The sequence below is a fragment of the Methylophaga sp. genome, assembly GCF_009711715.1.
Classification (GTDB): domain Bacteria; phylum Pseudomonadota; class Gammaproteobacteria; order Nitrosococcales; family Methylophagaceae; genus Methylophaga.
In genome coordinates this window covers 64,028-79,797 of sequence record NZ_VENF01000013.1, presented here as the reverse complement: position 1 = coordinate 79,797, position 15,770 = coordinate 64,028, and the positions used below count along the sequence as shown (strand labels likewise).

General features: G+C 54.1%; 14 protein-coding genes. All 14 read right to left on the bottom strand.

Going from position 1 to position 15,770, the window contains the following annotated elements; genetic code table 11:
* Window positions 1-14: 14 nt before the first annotated feature.
* Genes ftsA through rsmH form a run of 14 tightly spaced genes read right to left on the bottom strand, consistent with a single transcriptional unit; the run spans window position 15 to window position 15,764 of the window.
* Window positions 15-1,265, bottom strand: coding sequence for a cell division protein FtsA (gene ftsA / locus FH755_RS10565; RefSeq protein ID WP_292441084.1), 1,251 nt, complete (start codon window positions 1,263-1,265; stop codon window positions 15-17).
* Entirely contained in the window at window positions 1,265-2,044 is a 780-nt protein-coding gene (locus FH755_RS10560; protein WP_292441083.1) for a cell division protein FtsQ/DivIB, read from the bottom strand. Before FH755_RS10560 ends, ftsA begins: the two co-directional genes overlap by 1 nt.
* On the bottom strand, window positions 2,044-2,982 hold the full coding sequence (locus FH755_RS10555) for a D-alanine--D-alanine ligase (protein WP_292441082.1): 939 nt from the start codon (window positions 2,980-2,982) through the stop codon (window positions 2,044-2,046). The genes FH755_RS10560 and FH755_RS10555 overlap by 1 nt, the downstream gene beginning before the upstream one ends.
* Window positions 2,979-3,872 (bottom strand): UDP-N-acetylmuramate dehydrogenase, encoded by an 894-nt coding sequence (gene murB / locus FH755_RS10550; RefSeq protein ID WP_292441081.1) that lies wholly within the window; start codon window positions 3,870-3,872, stop codon window positions 2,979-2,981. The genes FH755_RS10555 and murB overlap by 4 nt, the downstream gene beginning before the upstream one ends.
* Window positions 3,869-5,290: a UDP-N-acetylmuramate--L-alanine ligase gene (gene murC, locus FH755_RS10545; RefSeq protein WP_292441080.1), complete on the bottom strand. Its 1,422-nt coding sequence runs from the start codon at window positions 5,288-5,290 to the stop codon at window positions 3,869-3,871. The genes murB and murC overlap by 4 nt, the downstream gene beginning before the upstream one ends.
* The gene (murG, locus tag FH755_RS10540) at window positions 5,283-6,374 is read right to left on the bottom strand and encodes an undecaprenyldiphospho-muramoylpentapeptide beta-N-acetylglucosaminyltransferase (protein ID WP_292441079.1); all 1,092 of its coding nucleotides are present in this window, start codon (window positions 6,372-6,374) and stop codon (window positions 5,283-5,285) included. Before murG ends, murC begins: the two co-directional genes overlap by 8 nt.
* Window positions 6,371-7,510 carry a putative lipid II flippase FtsW gene (gene ftsW, locus FH755_RS10535; RefSeq protein ID WP_292441078.1) on the bottom strand — a complete coding sequence of 380 codons (1,140 nt, stop codon included), beginning with the start codon at window positions 7,508-7,510 and terminating at the stop codon, window positions 6,371-6,373. The genes murG and ftsW overlap by 4 nt, the downstream gene beginning before the upstream one ends.
* On the bottom strand, window positions 7,507-8,850 hold the full coding sequence (gene murD / locus FH755_RS10530) for a UDP-N-acetylmuramoyl-L-alanine--D-glutamate ligase (protein WP_292441077.1): 1,344 nt from the start codon (window positions 8,848-8,850) through the stop codon (window positions 7,507-7,509). Before murD ends, ftsW begins: the two co-directional genes overlap by 4 nt.
* Before the next feature lie 8 nt (window positions 8,851-8,858).
* Window positions 8,859-9,941, bottom strand: a complete 1,083-nt coding sequence (mraY, locus tag FH755_RS10525; protein ID WP_292441076.1) for a phospho-N-acetylmuramoyl-pentapeptide-transferase — start codon at window positions 9,939-9,941, stop codon at window positions 8,859-8,861.
* Complete coding sequence (gene murF / locus FH755_RS10520) at window positions 9,922-11,295, bottom strand: UDP-N-acetylmuramoyl-tripeptide--D-alanyl-D-alanine ligase (RefSeq protein WP_292441075.1); 1,374 nt, start codon at window positions 11,293-11,295, stop codon at window positions 9,922-9,924. Before murF ends, mraY begins: the two co-directional genes overlap by 20 nt.
* Entirely contained in the window at window positions 11,295-12,836 is a 1,542-nt protein-coding gene (locus tag FH755_RS10515; protein WP_292441074.1) for a UDP-N-acetylmuramoyl-L-alanyl-D-glutamate--2,6-diaminopimelate ligase, read from the bottom strand. The genes murF and FH755_RS10515 overlap by 1 nt, the downstream gene beginning before the upstream one ends.
* Window positions 12,833-14,539 carry a penicillin-binding transpeptidase domain-containing protein gene (locus FH755_RS10510; RefSeq protein ID WP_292441073.1) on the bottom strand — a complete coding sequence of 569 codons (1,707 nt, stop codon included), beginning with the start codon at window positions 14,537-14,539 and terminating at the stop codon, window positions 12,833-12,835. The genes FH755_RS10515 and FH755_RS10510 overlap by 4 nt, the downstream gene beginning before the upstream one ends.
* Complete coding sequence (ftsL, locus tag FH755_RS10505; protein WP_292441072.1) at window positions 14,536-14,829, bottom strand: cell division protein FtsL; 294 nt, start codon at window positions 14,827-14,829, stop codon at window positions 14,536-14,538. The genes FH755_RS10510 and ftsL overlap by 4 nt, the downstream gene beginning before the upstream one ends.
* Window positions 14,826-15,764 (bottom strand): 16S rRNA (cytosine(1402)-N(4))-methyltransferase RsmH, encoded by a 939-nt coding sequence (gene rsmH / locus FH755_RS10500; protein WP_292441071.1) that lies wholly within the window; start codon window positions 15,762-15,764, stop codon window positions 14,826-14,828. The genes ftsL and rsmH overlap by 4 nt, the downstream gene beginning before the upstream one ends.
* Window positions 15,765-15,770 lie beyond the last annotated feature (6 nt).

Sequence of the window (15,770 nt, the reverse complement as noted above, 5' to 3'; positions counted from 1 at the left end):
CTGAATTACTCAGCTTAGAAGTTCCCCTGGAACCAGCTTTTCATTCTTGCCAGCATGCCTTTAAAGCCATCGCTTACTTTCAATTCACCATGCCCCGGGGCATGTTCCTCGTTGCCGAATAACAGCAACCCGACACCTGTGGCATGGATGGGATTACGTACCACGTCAACCAGTCCCCCGACATGTTGTGGTACGCCCAGACGCACAGGCAGATGGAAGACTTCCTCAGCCAGTTCGATGACGCCTTCCATTTTGGAACTACCGCCTGTCAGCACGATGCCGGCAGCCAGCATTTCCTCAAATCCACTGCGACGCAGTTCAGCCTGGACCAGCATCAGCAGCTCCTCATAGCGTGGTTCCACGACCTCAGCCAGGGTTTGTCTGGCCAGTTGCCGTGGCGGCCTGTCACCAACGCTGGGGACTTCGATGGTTTCATCTTCACGTGCCAGCTGAGTCAGCGCACAGGCATATTTGATTTTGATTTCTTCGGCGTACTGGGTCGGTGTCCGCAAAGCGACTGCAATGTCGTTGGTCACCTGATCACCGGCAATCGGAATTACCGCAGTGTGACGAATCGCACCGTCAACAAACACGGCAATATCGGTCGTGCCGCCGCCAATGTCGATGATGCAGACACCCAGTTCCTTCTCGTCCTGATCCAGTACTGAATAGCTGGATGCCATCTGTTCCAGGATGATGCCGTCCACATGCAGGCCGCAGCGCTCGATACATTTGGTAATGTTCTGGGCAGCGCTTACAGCGCCGGTAATCAGATGCACCTTGGCTTCCAGGCGGACACCGGACATGCCAATCGGCTCACGGATACCTTCCTGGTTATCAATAATGAATTCCTGTGGCAGCACATGCAGCAGTTGCTGATCACCCGGAAAATGCACCGCCCGTGCTGCATCCAGCACCCGATCCAGATCGCCCTGAGTTACCTCTTTGTCACGAATCGCGACCGTGCCATGCGAATTCAGGCTGCGGATGTGACTGCCTGCAATACCGGCATAGACCGAATGGATCTGGCAGCCGGCCATCAACTCGGCTTCTTCGATGGCACGCTGAATCGACTGCACAGTGGATTCGATATTGACCACCACCCCTTTTTTCATGCCGCGGGCCGGATGCGAACCAATGCCGATGATCTCCAGCTGGTTTTCATTGGGGCCGGCATCCAGAATCGGCGCCGCCACAATTGCCACCACTTTCGAGGTGCCGATATCCAGTCCGACGATGAGTTCTCTCTCACTACGTTTCGACATTACACAGTCCCATTAAAATCAGGTTGCTGACCGTCTTTCCAGACCACGGCCAGCCCGTTGGTATAACGCATATCAATTTCTTTAATCTGCTCCCTGAAGCTGTTCAGGCCGCTTCGATAAACATCAATAAAGCGCTGCAGACGGGTATCCCCCTCTGCCCGGCCCAGCTTCAGGTGCAGGCCGTCTTTGAAATCCACTTGCCAGGCACGGCGTTTATCCATGCTGATCGCCGTGACTCTCAGCCCCAGGTGTTTCAGCTGTTGCTGAATGTCTACCAGTCTTCTCGCCATCAGTTCACTGGTCCCTTCCGGGCCATTCATCTGTATAAGCCCTGCCGGGATGGTATTGAGCGCCGGCTTGAACACACCACCCAGACTGTTAACCAGACCATCTTCATTCCAGCGAGCCACTGCCTTATGTTCCTCGACTACCAGATGCAGGGTGTCCGGCCACACCCGTCTGACCTGAATCTGCTTAATCCAGGGCAGCTGTTCACCGGCAGCCCGTATGCTGGCGACATCGACATCCAGAAAGCTGCCGCGTACAAACGGAGCTACGGCTTCCACCAGCTGATCACGGTCAACATGACGGATTTCGCCTTCGACAGTCACATGTTTGACCGGTAGCGTATTAGCCTCGTGCATATAAGCTGTGCCGCCGATGATCACCACCACCACGACCAGAGCCAGTGCCTGCCGCAGGCTCTGTTTCCAGTCTCTGGTCTGACTGACTTTCGCCTCGGTAATGCTGGCACCGCGTTTTTGCTTATTGACTGCCATCAAAGCGACTCCCTGAAACTGGTTTCCAGAATCCGCCAGACCAGATCATCAAATTCAATGCCGGCCTGCTTCGCCGCCATCGGCACCAGGCTGTGATCAGTCATGCCCGGCACACTGTTGGTTTCCAGCAAAAAATATTCACCTTTACCGTCACGCATAAAGTCGACCCGGCCCCAGCCTGTCATGCCCAGCCCGTCAAAGGCCTTTAATGCCAGTTGCTGCATGCGTTGTTCACTTTCTGAGTCAAGGCCGCACGGACACAGATACTCGGTCGAGTTCGACTGGTACTTGGCCTCAAAGTCATAAAATTCACGCGGTGTTTTCAAACGGATAGCCGGCAGGGCTTCACCATCCAGAATTGCGACGGTGTATTCCTCACCGTGAATCCACTGCTCGGCAATCACATCGGCGTCATAATTCAGTGCCAGTTCAATTGCATCCTGGAGCTCAACCATGGTTTTGACTTTGCTCATGCCGATACTGGAGCCTTCATTGACCGGCTTGATAATAAGTGGCAGTCCCAGTTGTGAAACCAGTATCTCGGCATCGCTGTCACGCGTGACTCGGGCAAAATCAGCAGTGGGCAGGCCCTGCTGGATCCAGTTGTTTTTGCTGATACGTTTGTTCATCGACAACACGGATGCGGTGACACCACTGCCGGTATAAGGCAGATTGACCGCTTGTAAAAAGCCCTGGATTTCACCGTCCTCACCGCCACGGCCATGCAAGACCACAAAGGCACGATCAAACTGGCCACTGCCGAGCTTGTGACAGATATCAAAACTGACATCTATGCCATAAGCATCAACACCTTTGCGCTGTAAACCGGCCAGCACGGCTTTGCCGCTGATAAGAGAAATCTCACGCTCGGCGCTGCGACCGCCCATCAATACGGCAACCCGTCCGAACTCCGCTGCATTCTCTACCCGGCGCGTCATGCCGCCACCTCCCCGATGATATGCACTTCCGGTGTCAGCCGGACGCCCTGCAACTGTTCAACTTTGTCCTGCACCAGCTTAATCAGGTTTTCGATATCCGCGGCAGTGGCGCTGCCATCATTAACGATGAAATTAGCGTGTTTGGTTGAGACACTGGCACCGCCCACAGTAAGCCCCTTGAGGTCACTGCTTTCAATCAGTCTGCCGGCAAAATCGCCTTCCGGATTACGGAATACTGACCCGGCACAGGGCTGGTTAGTCGGTTGACTGGCATTGCGTTTTTTCAACAGTTCACGAATCAGATCGCTTTCCGCTCTGGCGTCACCCTGTTCAAACTGCAGCGTGGCAGCAACAAACCATTCACCCTGTGGCAGGGCGACGTGGCGATAGCGCACATCAAAGTCGGCCAGCGGGCGCTGACGCAGCTCACCGTGCTTATCAATGGTGGTAACACTGGTGACAAAATCCCAGGTTTCACCGCCATGGGCACCCGCATTCATCGCCAGTGCCCCACCCAATGTGCCAGGGATACCAGCCAGCCATGCCGCGCCTTTGAGTCCGGCCCTTGCGACCTGTTTGGCAAGCTTGCTGCAATAAATACCAACTTCGGCTTCGACCTTCTTGCCTTCAATATCAATATTCTGCAGTGCACCGGCAGTGACAATGACGGTGCCGTTAAAACCACCGTCCCGCACCAGCAGATTACTGCCAAGGCCCAGCCACAAAACCGGTTCATCAATCGGCAGCTGCTGCAGGAAAGCGGCCAGGTCAACGGCATCGGCCGGACGATAAAGCTGCTTGGCTTCACCACCAACCCGCCATGAGGTATAGCGCGCCAACGGTTCATGCTGCTTGAGTTCACCTCTTAAAGTCTGCTGCAGGGCCATCATTCAGCACCTCCGCTCAGGACTTCAGGCAGCGCCTGCGCCATCCGGCCAATATCACCGGCACCGAGTGTCAGCAGCACATCACCGTCCTGTAATAAACTCGGCAGCACGGTGTATAAGGCTTCTTTATCTTCGGCAAACACCGGTTCGACTTGTCCACGCAGACGAATGGCACGGCACAGACTGCGGGCATCGGCGCCGGCTATCTTGGCTTCCCCGGCTGGATAGACTTCCAAAACCACCAGTACATCGACGGATGACAGGACCTGGGCAAAGTCTTCAAACAAGTCACGGGTACGGGTATAGCGATGTGGCTGGAATACCACGACCAGACGGTTATCCGGCCAGCCACCGCGGGTTGCAGCCAGTGTCGCGGCGATTTCAGTGGGATGGTGACCGTAATCATCAATCAGCATCGCTTCGCCGCCATTGGCTTTAACCGGTCCCAGCAAATTGAAGCGACGGCCGATACCGTCGAACTTCAGTAAGGCACGCTGACAGACTTCAATCTTGACCTGCAGGTTACGGGCAACCGCCATCGCCGCAGTGGCGTTCAGCGCATTATGCAGACCGGGCATGTTCAGCGTGATCGGGAAACGTTCACCGGTGTGTTTTTCAATCACGGTAAAAAAGCTCTGGCCCTGATGCTGCGTCAAATTGACCAGCTGGTAATCGGCTTCTTCATCCTGACCATAGGTAATAAACGGCCGTGTCACTTCGGTCAGCAGATCCTTGATAACCGGATCATCCAGGCACATAACAGCCAGGCCATAGAACGGCAGGTGATGCAGAAACTCGACAAAAGTGGCTTTGAGCTTGTCGAAACTGCCTTCATAAGTCGCCATATGATCCTGATCGATGTTGGTGACAACGGCGATCATCGGCTGCAAATACAGGAATGAGGCATCGCTTTCGTCGGCCTCGGCCACGAGGTAACGGCCGGTCCCCAAACGGGCATTGCTGCCAGCACTGTTAAGGCGGCCACCGATAACAAAAGTCGGATCCAGTTCACCTTCACTGAGCAGACAGGCAATCAGGCTGGTTGTTGTCGTTTTACCATGTGTACCGGCAACAGCAATGCCATAGCTGAATCGCATCAATTCGGCCAGCATCTCCGCCCTTGGTACTACCGGAATACGTTGTTCACGCGCAGCCTGCAGTTCGATATTGTCTTCCGTGACCGCAGTGGTCACCACCACGACATCGGCACCTTCAAGATAGCTCGGATCATGACCGATCATAATCGTCGCACCCAGTTTACGAAGATGCTTAATCAGGCTGTTTTCTGCCAGATCACTGCCTGTCACCTGATAACCGAGATTCAGCAGGACTTCGGCAATACCGCCCATGCCCACGCCACCAATACCGATGAAATGGATATGCTTGACCCGGCTTTGCATCGCTGAGGTTAATCTATCCATGCGCATACTCCATACATAGATCCGCAATCCGGGTTGCACTGCCGATTTTTGCGACTTGTCTCGCCGCATTGGCCATGGTTAATAATCCTTCTCTGTCTTGATCAAGCTGCCTTAGACTCACTGATAGTTCCTCAGCATTGAGCATGTTGTCGGCAACCAGTCGGGCTGCACCGGCATCAACCAGCAGTGCAGCGTTATGTGTTTGGTGGTCATCCACTGCATAGGGATAAGGCACCAGAATGGATGCCACACCGGCGGCGGCGATCTCTGCTACAGTCAACGCGCCTGCCCGGCAAATCACCAAGTCAGCCCAGCTATAGGCCTGCGCCATATCCGCAATGAAGTCCGTGATCTCCGCTTCTACCCCAGCCTGCTGATAGGCAGCCTGACAGGCATCAATATGTTTTTTGCCGCATTGATGACGCACTTCCGGTCGCAGACTGACATCCATCAGCTGCAACGCCGCCGGCACGACTTCGTTCAGTGTGCGGGCACCGAGACTGCCACCTAAAACCAGCAGTTTCAGCCGGCCATCGTTTTCGGTCTGACGTAAATGCGGCATCGGCAAATCTTCAATTTGCTTACGGACCGGATTACCAACCCATTCCGCTTCAACCCGGCTGTCGAAACTATTCGGGAAACCAGCCAGCACTTTTCTGGCCAGTCTGGCCAGCAATTTATTGGTAAGACCCGGAATCGAATTCTGCTCGTGGATCAACAGCGGTTTTTTCAACAGCCAGGCTGCAACACCGCCCGGTCCCGAAGCAAAACCACCAAGCCCAATCACCACATCCGGATTGAATACCTGTAGCAAGCGCCCTGCCTGCCAGACGGCTTTCAGCACCCGAAACGGTGCCATTAACCAGCCCAGCGTGCCGTTGCCACGCAAGCCTGCCACACTGATAAAAGCCAGCGGGTAACCCGCCTGGGGCACCAGTGTTGCTTCAATGCCTTTTTCGGTACCAATCCAGCTCACTTCGACATCACGTTGCTTCAGTTCATCCGCTACCGCTAATGCCGGAAACACATGGCCGCCAGTACCGCCAGCCATGATCATGACTTTTTTCACTGTTGCAGCCGTCATCGTCTGATCCTTGCCGAGGCTTTCTCGGGCAGACGGGTTTCCATATCCACACGCAGCAATAAAGCAATGGCAACACAGACAATCACCAAGCTACTGCCACCGTAACTCATCAATGGCAGGGTTAAGCCTTTGGTAGGCAGTGCGCCCATGTTGACGCCGATATTGACGCAGGCCTGCATACCCAGCCAGATACCGATGCCGTATGCGACCTGAGCACCGAATACCTGACCAGCCATTTCTGCAGCACGGCCGATAGCCAAAGCCCGCCAGATAAAGATAAAGAACAAAGCAATTACCGCCAGCGCACCGACCAGTCCCAGTTCCTCGGCCAGGATGGAATACAGAAAGTCAGTATGGGCTTCCGGCAGATAGAACAGTTTCTGCATGCTGCTACCCAGTCCGACGCCCAGCCAGTCTCCGCGGCCGAAAGCAATCAACGCCTGGGTCAACTGGAAGCCACTGCCGAAAGGATCAGCCCAGGGGTCCATAAAGCTCTGCAGCCGTTCCAGCCGGTATGGAGCGACCCAGACCAGCATGGCAAACAGGGCGCCCATCACCGCAATCAGGGCAGCAAATACATCAAGCCGGGCTCCACCCAGAAACAGCATGGCCAGTACGGTGGACATAATCACCACCATCGAGCCCATATCCGGCTGTAATAGCAGTAATAAAGCAGCAACACCCAGCAGCATTAAGGGTGCGAGGACTTTAAGAAAAGAGGTGTGTAACTGGCCATGGTGACGCTGCAGGTAATCGGCAATGTAGAGGATGGCAAAAAGCTTAATAACCTCGGCTACCTGCAGATTCACCGGTCCCAATGGCAGCCAGCGGCTTGAGCCGTTGACTTCTCTGCCAATGCCGGGAATCAGCACCAGGACCAGCATAAACACACCAAACATTAATAATTGTGGTGCAATTCGTTGCCAGACAGCGAGTCTGATTGACACCACCGCCCAGGCTACGCCCAGGCCGGCGACGGCAAACACCAACTGCCGGATAAAATAAAACAGTGGCTGACCGGTTTTACTGTCTGCAATCGTAATCGATGCCGAGCACACCATAATCAGGCCGATAAACATCAACGCACCGGTGGCAAACAGCAGACTGCGATCAAATTGCAGATTGGTTTCGCTCATGCCGCCAATGCCCTCACTGCTTGCTCAAATTTATCGCCGCGCTCCGCATAGCCACTGAACATATCGAAACTGGCACAGGCTGGTGACAGTAAAACACTGTCTCCTTTTTCTGCAGCCTGACGAGCGAGGCGTACTGCATCATTCATGTCCGCCGCCATCAATGTCTTCACTTCGGCCGGCACAATGGCAGCAATCTTGTCAGCATCTTCGCCCATCAAAACCACGGCACGTACAGCCTTTTTCAGCGTGTCAGTTAACTCGGCAAAGTTCTGACCTTTGCCTACACCACCGGCAATCAGCACCACCGGCCCTGCATCAGCCAACCCTGTTATCGCCGCCACGCAGGCGCCAATATTGGTCGCCTTGGAATCATTAAACCAGCGTACCCCGTCCAGTTCTCTGACCAGTCGGCACCGATGCGGCAGGCCTTTGAATTCCTGCAAGGCAGACAGCATTGCCGGCATCGGCAACGCCATTGCCGACCCCAGTGCCAGTGCGGCCAGCGCATTGGCCAGATTGTGGGTGCCGACCATTTTCATGTTGTTAACCGCCAGCAGTGGTTCATTGCCTTCGGCCAGCCAGCGCTGACCGTCTTTTTGCATCAGGCCAAAGTCAACACCTTCGGTTTTATGCAGGCTGAAACCAATCTGAATCCGGCTTTCTTCAGCCATGGCACTGACAACCGGGTCATCCCGGTTAATCACCATGACGCCATCACCGTTAAAAATTTTCTGCTTGGCCCGCTGATAGTCTTCGACTGAATCGTAACGATCCAGGTGATCAGGACTGACATTGAGGATCACTGCGGCAAAAGCATTGAGTGAACATACGGTTTCAAGCTGGAAGCTCGACAGCTCCAGAATATAAAAATCGGGCGCCTTGTCACTGAGCAGATCCAGCGCCGGTGTGCCCAGATTGCCGCCGATGCGGATATCTTTACCCGCAATTTGTGCCATCAGGGCTAACAGAGTCGTGACCGTACTCTTGCCATTGGAACCGGTTATCGCTACCACCGGCGCATCGACATAACGGGCAAACAGCTCGATATCACCGATCATTTCAATGCCTGCCTCACGCGCAGCGCGGATTTCCGGCAGCCTGGGATCGACGCCCGGACTCAATATGATCAAATCAGCCTGTAACAGCCAGTCACTATCCAGCCCCCCGGTTTTAATCAACACCTGCGGATAATCCTGCTGCAACAGACTCAATGCGGGCGGCTGCTCACGGGTGTCCATCACGGCAACGCTGAGTGCACGGTCGGCCAGAAAACGGGCACATGATAATCCTGTCTGCCCCAGGCCGACTATCAGGCAGTTTTTATGTGAAAGTTTATTCATGCCTTGTGTCATCGTATTTTCAGCGTTGCCAAACCAATCAGAACCAGGAATACCGTCACGATCCAGAAGCGCACAATAATGCGGGGTTCCGGCCAGCCTTTCAGCTCATAGTGATGGTGAATCGGTGCCATCAGAAACACGCGTTTACCACGCAGTTTGTATGAGGCAACCTGAATCATCACCGACAGCGTCTCAATGACAAACACACCGCCCATAATCAACAGCACCAGTTCCTGACGAACCAGTACAGCGACCGTGCCCAATGCAGCGCCCAAAGCCAATGCGCCGACATCGCCCATAAAGACCTGAGCGGGATAGGTATTGAACCAGAGGAAGCCGAGTCCGGCACCAACCAGAGTGGCACAGAACACCGTCAGTTCACCGGCACTGGGGATAAACGGAATCTGCAGATATTGGGCAAACTCAGAGTGCCCCCCGACATAGCTGAATAAACCTAGTGCAGACGCCACCATCACCGTCGGCATGATAGCCAGTCCATCCAGCCCGTCAGTCAGATTGACTGCGTTACTGCTGCCGACAATCACCAGATAAGTCAGCAGCATGTACCAGCCACCCAGAGGAATAATGACTTCCTTGAAAAACGGCACGATCAGCGTGGTTTCCTCGGGGACCGTGGCAGTGAAAAATAAAAATACCGCGGCACCGGCGCCGAACAGTGACTGCCAGAAATACTTGTAGCGGCTTAACAGGCCACGCGGGTCCTGTCTCACCAGTTTGATGTAGTCATCTACAAAACCGATAAGACCAAAAGCCAAAGTCACAATCAGGACCACCCAGACGTAGCGGTTAGCAAGATCGGCCCAGAGCAGGGTACTGACGGCTATCGCCACCAGGATCAGCGAGCCCCCCATGGTCGGCGTACCGCTTTTGCTGAAATGTGACTCGGGACCATCACGTCTCACTACCTGGCCGATTTGCTTGAAGCTCAGGTGCCGGATCATGGTCGGGCCAATAAGCAAGGCAATGCCCAGCGCGGTGATAGTTCCCAGAATCGCCCGCAGTGTCAGATACTGGAAGACGTTGAACCCACTGTAATACTGGGTCAGATATTCACTTAACAGCAGCAGCATCAGCCTCTCCTTCTTGGGCCAGCTGATCAGCCAGCTGATCCAGTTGCATAAAACGTGATCCTTTAATCAAACAAGTCACATCCCTGCTTAATTCCTGTTGCAAGCTTTGCTGCAAAGTCTTGAGATCCTCAAAATGTTGTGCGCCGCAGCCGAATTGCTGACCGGCCATACGGCTGCTGTTACCTACCGTAAATAAACGGCTGACACCGGCATCACGGGCCTGTTTACCCATATCAGCGTGGATCTTGTCACTGTCATTACCAAGTTCACCGAAGTCACCCAGCACCAGCCAGTGTTCGCCGCTAAATCCGGCCAGGGTTTTCAGCGCCTGCAGATAGGAGCCGGGATTGGCATTGTATGTGTCATCGATCAGGCGTGAATCATTAAGCCCGGCTCTCAGCTGCAGCCGGTGCGGCACAGCACGCATACCAGCAAGTCCACGCACCATCGCGTCCACCGGAACTTCCAGTGCATGGCAAACGGCTATCGCTGCCAGCGCGTTGTTAACGTTATGCAAACCAGGTAATGGCAAATCAAAGTGGTGACTGACGCCTGCCATTTCGACCAGAAAGTGGCTGGCTGTCGGATCCGGCTGAATATAATCAGCGCGGATATCAGCTTCATTTTCCAATCCGAATGTCAGGGTTTTTCTGTCTGCAATCAGAGGTGCCCAGGTATCCTTATAGGGCATATCAGCATTGACGACCGCCGTACCATTTTTCGCCAGCCCCGCATAAATGGCACCTTTTTCTACTGCAACCCCTTCTTCGGAACCAAAGCCTTCCAGATGTGCCGGTGCGATGTTATTGATGACGGCGACATCGGGTTCAGCAATCTTAACCAGTTGCGCAATTTCACCGGGATGATTGGTCCCCATTTCAATTACGGCAAACTTGTCTTCCGGGTCGAGCCGGCACAGCGTCAACGGCACACCCAGATCATTATTCAGATTGCCCTGAGTCGACAGAACCGGTCCCACTTGCCGCAGAATGGCGGTCACCATTTCCTTAACACTGGTTTTGCCGTTACTGCCGGTAATGGCAACTACACGGGTACGATTCTGCTGCAGCCAGGCACGGGCGATCTTGCCAAAAGCCTGTCTGACATCTTTCACCAGAAGCTGCGGTAATGCATCGTCGCGTAACTCAGACACCAAAGCAGCACTGGCACCGGCTTCACGGGCCTGTGCCAGATAATCATGGCCGTCGACATGGTCGCCCTTGAGGGCGACAAAGAGGTTGCCCGGCTTAATCTTACGGGTATCTATTACGGCGCCCCGGACTTTGACATCAGCTGCAGTAACATCACAGCCAAGCAGGCGACCCAGTTGTTCCAGTGTCATGGACAAGGACATCAAACCCCTCCCATGACGTTGGATACGCCGTTGTGCAGATCAGCAAGCACGTCAGTAACGATCAAGGTATCGCTGAACGGATATTTGATGTGATTAATCTCCTGATAGGCTTCATGCCCTTTGCCGGCCACCAGCACGATATCGCTGGCTGAAGCATGTGACAGCGCATAAATAATGGCGGCTTTGCGATCCAGTTCGACACGGATTTTCTCAGGTTGCCGGCAACCGGCCAGAATATCGTCAATAATTGACTGGTGATTTTCAGTACGGGGATTGTCGTCAGTAATCACGACACGGTCAGCTTCTGTTTCTGCAATTTGGCCCATCAATGATCGTTTCCCCTTGTCCCGGTCTCCGCCACAACCGAACACACACCAGAGTTCACCGGCTTCCGGCAAATGACTGCGCAGGGTTTTTAATGCCTGTGACAGGGCATCCGGGGTATGGGCATAATCGATCACGACACAGGGCTGACCTTCGTAGCCATGCGCTTCCATCCGTCCAGAAACAGCATGGCAGTGCTGCAGCGCATCCCGCGCCATGCTGTCATCAAAACCAATCAGTTTCATCACGGCGGCGGTGGCGAGCAGGTTATCGACATTAAAGCGGCCCATTACCGGGAGATTAATAGCCTGCTTCCGCCCCTCAATGCTCAGGTCAAATGCAACACCGTCACGGCGACATTCTATTGCTGCCGCACTGATATCGGCTTCACCACCACTGCTGTAAGTCAGTAATTCAATATTGCTGCGTAAGGCATTTCTGACCTGCAGTCCGAAGTCATCATCTATGTTCAGTGCCACCTGGCTGACCGAGGGCATTTCAAACAGTTTTTGTTTGGCCGCCGCGTACTGTTCCATCGTTTCGTGGTAATCCAGATGGTCACGGCTCAGGTTAGTCAGTACCGCCACATTGACATCGACGCTATTGAGCCTGCCCTGTACCAGCGCATGGGAAGAAGCTTCCAGTGCCACGTAACGACAGCCTTCCAGTTCAAAACCGGCCAGCAGGCGCTGCATAGAGACCGGATCCGGTGTGGTCATGCCAGTCAGTTCCAGATCACGGATACGGCCCGCGCCCATGGTCCCGATGACACCGCAAGGCTGGCCACTGGCTTCCAGGGCCTGGGCAATAAACTGGCTGACCGAGGTCTTGCCATTCGTGCCGGTGACCGCAATCACCGTCATATGCTCAGAGGGATGTTCATAGAAACGTGCGGCGATATAACCCGCCTGCTTGCCGAGTTGTTTCACCGGATAGGCTGTGACTACCGCTTCATCCAGCATGGCCTGCTCATTGGCAGACAATGGTTGCTCGGCATCAATCAATACGGCAAAAGCCCCTTTGTCCAGGGCCTGATGCAGGTGCTTCTCTCGTTCAGCAGCCTGTTTTGACAATGCCAGGAATAAACACCCGGCGGTCACACGCCGGCTGTCCATGCTGATATCAGTCAGCATGCATTCCTGCAATTCAACATCATCGGCTACCCAGTCCTGCAGCAGCCTGGCCAGAGATTGCTTTTTGACGATTGATGTGATCATTTGTGGGCCACCTGCATTTGCGTCATTGGTAATGCATCCGGTGCGATATTGAGCAGTCGCATGGCGCCGGTCATCACCTCAGCAAAGACCGGTGCTGCCACTGCCCCACCGTAGTATTCCTCACCACGGGGTTCATCCACCATGACTACCATGGCCAGACGCGGTGCGCTGGCCGGGATAATCCCTGCAAATACGGATTGATAACGTTTGTCGGCGTAGCCGCCACTGATCGATTTTTTCGCGGTACCGGTTTTGCCGGCTACCCGATAGTTGGCCACCGCAGCACGGGTTGCGGTGCCACCGGGTTCGACTACTTTTTCCATCATTGCCAGTACCTGATGCATCAGATCGGCAGCAAACACACGACGTCCCTTGGACGCCTCACCATTTTTGACAAAAGTGACCGGCTTTAATATGCCGCCGCTGGCCAGCACACTGTAAGCCCTTGCTAGTTGCAGGGCTGACGTCGACAAACCATAGCCGAAAGCCATGGTTGCCCGATCCAGTGTCCGCCAGGATTGCGGATCAGGCATGGTACCCATCACTTCGCCCGGGAAGTAAGCACCGGTCGATTCACCCAGTCCGAAACGGGCAAAATCCTGCCACAGCACCTCAGGTTCGAGTTCCAGTGCAATTTTCGTGGCGCCGATATTGCTCGATTTCTGAATCAGTGTTGCCAGGTCGATTTCACCATAGTCCCGGAAATCGCGGATAGGATGACCGCTGACCCGGAATACACCGGGATGCGTATTGATAATGCTGCTCAGATCAAACTTGCCTGACTTGATGCCACTGGCAACCGTGAACGGTTTAACAGTAGAGCCCGGCTCAAACAGGTCGGTGACAGCGCGGTTACGGTAATGGCTGGGTTTGAGACCTTCGCGGTTGTTCGGGTTAAAGGAAGGCTGATTGACCATCGCCAGCACTTCACCGCTCTGAATATCCAGTACTACGACGGTACCGGCTTTGGCTTTGTGTTCATCCACGGCATTTTTGAGCGCCTGGAAAGCCAAATGCTGCAAACGCAGGTCGATACTGAGTTGAATATTTTCCCCGGCCTTGGCTGGACGAATCAATTCGCCGCCTTCAACAAAGTTACCTTTACTGTCACGCACCATGCGTTTCAGACCGGAACGGCCAGTCAGCACAGCATCATAAGTGAGCTCAAGCCCTTCCTGACCGATATCATCAATATTCGTGAAACCGAGCAGATGCGAAGTAACCTCGCCTGCCGGGTAATAACGTTTGTATTCGCGTTGCAGGTAAACGCCATGAATCCCCAGTGATTTAACACTTTGAGCCAGTTCGGGCGTGACCCGTCGTTTGAGATAGATAAACTCGCGTGACTGATTGCCGTTGATTTTGTCACGTACTGTGCTGAGCGACAGGTTCAAATTTTCAGCCAGCTTCGCCAGCTTGGGATGATCGGCAGGTACATCCTGAGGGTTCAGCCAGATGGAATGGACTGGGGTGCTGATGGCCAGCGGCTCGCCACTGCGATCGAGGATCATGCCGCGGTGTGCCACCACTGGCACCTGACGAAGATGACGGGCATCACCCTGATTACGCAGAAACTCCGGATTCAGAATCTGAATATCGGCCAAACGCCAGCACAAACCCAGTACAAACAGGATAAACATCACCCTGACCAGGTTCAGACGCCACTGCCCGACTTGCTGATGACTGACGCGTGCTGCACTCATCGCTTAATCACCACGGTCATATCGGCGCTGGGCACAATCATATTAAGACGGGTTCTGGCCTGTTGTTCAACCCGGCTTGGACTGCCCCAGGTGCTCTGTTCGAGCAGCAGGCGGCCCCATTCTTCATTCAATAAGTCACGTTGTTTTTCCAGCTTCTGCAGTTGGATGAATTCATTGCGGTTGAGGTGCTTGGAATAAATCACACCGACCGCCGAAATGATGACCAGCGTCACCAACACCAGCAACGGCATATCGATATGAACCTGTTCCAGATACTGCTTCAGTTTCATGCCAACTTCTCCGCAACGCGCATGATTGCGCTGCGCGCTCTGGGATTGACAGCCAGTTCGGCTTCACCGGCTTTGATTGCCTTGCCAATAATTTTCAGACGAGGATTCAGTTGATCGGCAGTGACCGGGAAATGCGCGGGCAAATCATCGCCTCGGGCTTCATCCCGGAAAAAGCGTTTTACAATGCGGTCTTCCAGCGAGTGGAAACTGATGACAACGAGTCGACCACCGACTGCGAGCACATCGAGTGCCTGTTCCAGTGCCTGACGAAGTTCTTCCAACTCATTATTTATATATATGCGTATTGCCTGAAATGTCCGGGTCGCTGGATGTTTATACTTTTCCCGTGACGGGCTGGCTTTATCCACCAGATCGGCCAGTTGCTTAGTCGTGGTAATCGGGTTGTCATCGCGGCTGTCAACTATGGCTCGGGCAATACGCTTGCTGTACCGCTCTTCGCCCAGTGTTTTCAGCACATGGGCAATATCGTCCATCTCGGCTGTGGCCAACCATTCGGCGGCACTGATGCCAGCATCGGGGTTCATCCGCATATCAAGCGGTCCGTCTTTGTAAAAACTGAAACCGCGCTCGGCATCATCCAGTTGTGGCGAAGAAACGCCGATATCCATGAGAATGCCGTCAATCTGGTTTTGCCACAGGCGTGCGTGCACGGCACCAGCAAGTTCGGAAAAGGCGCAGTGCTCAATCGCAAAACGGGGATCTTCATTTGCCAGCTGTTTGCCAGTCGCTACAGCCTGTGGATCACGATCCAGGCCCAGCAGGCGGCCGTTTTCAGATAGTTGAGCCAGAATCGCGCGGCTGTGACCACCACGACCAAAGGTGGCATCGAGGTATTTACCGTCGGCTTTAACAGACAGGGCGTCTAGGGTCTCGTCCAGCAAGACTGGCAGATGTTCCGAGTAGATCTCAGTCATAATTCC

Bases quoted from the DNA above. Each gene is read 5' to 3' on its own strand.
- ftsW (WP_292441078.1), bottom strand. From the start codon at position 7,510: ATGAGCGAAACCAATCTGCAATTTGATCGCAGTCTGCTGTTTGCCACC.
- rsmH (WP_292441071.1), bottom strand. From the start codon at position 15,764: ATGACTGAGATCTACTCGGAACATCTGCCAGTCTTGCTGGACGAGACC.
- FH755_RS10555 (WP_292441082.1), bottom strand. From the start codon at position 2,982: ATGACGCGCCGGGTAGAGAATGCAGCGGAGTTCGGACGGGTTGCCGTA.
- mraY (WP_292441076.1), bottom strand. From the start codon at position 9,941: ATGCTGCTGCTGTTAAGTGAATATCTGACCCAGTATTACAGTGGGTTC.
- murF (WP_292441075.1), bottom strand. From the start codon at position 11,295: ATGTCCTTGTCCATGACACTGGAACAACTGGGTCGCCTGCTTGGCTGT.
- FH755_RS10560 (WP_292441083.1), bottom strand. From the start codon at position 2,044: ATGGCAGTCAATAAGCAAAAACGCGGTGCCAGCATTACCGAGGCGAAA.
- murB (WP_292441081.1), bottom strand. From the start codon at position 3,872: ATGATGGCCCTGCAGCAGACTTTAAGAGGTGAACTCAAGCAGCATGAA.
- FH755_RS10510 (WP_292441073.1), bottom strand. From the start codon at position 14,539: ATGAGTGCAGCACGCGTCAGTCATCAGCAAGTCGGGCAGTGGCGTCTG.
- murD (WP_292441077.1), bottom strand. From the start codon at position 8,850: ATGAATAAACTTTCACATAAAAACTGCCTGATAGTCGGCCTGGGGCAG.
- FH755_RS10515 (WP_292441074.1), bottom strand. From the start codon at position 12,836: ATGATCACATCAATCGTCAAAAAGCAATCTCTGGCCAGGCTGCTGCAG.
- murC (WP_292441080.1), bottom strand. From the start codon at position 5,290: ATGGATAGATTAACCTCAGCGATGCAAAGCCGGGTCAAGCATATCCAT.
- ftsA (WP_292441084.1), bottom strand. From the start codon at position 1,265: ATGTCGAAACGTAGTGAGAGAGAACTCATCGTCGGACTGGATATCGGC.
- murG (WP_292441079.1), bottom strand. From the start codon at position 6,374: ATGACGGCTGCAACAGTGAAAAAAGTCATGATCATGGCTGGCGGTACT.
- ftsL (WP_292441072.1), bottom strand. From the start codon at position 14,829: ATGAAACTGAAGCAGTATCTGGAACAGGTTCATATCGATATGCCGTTG.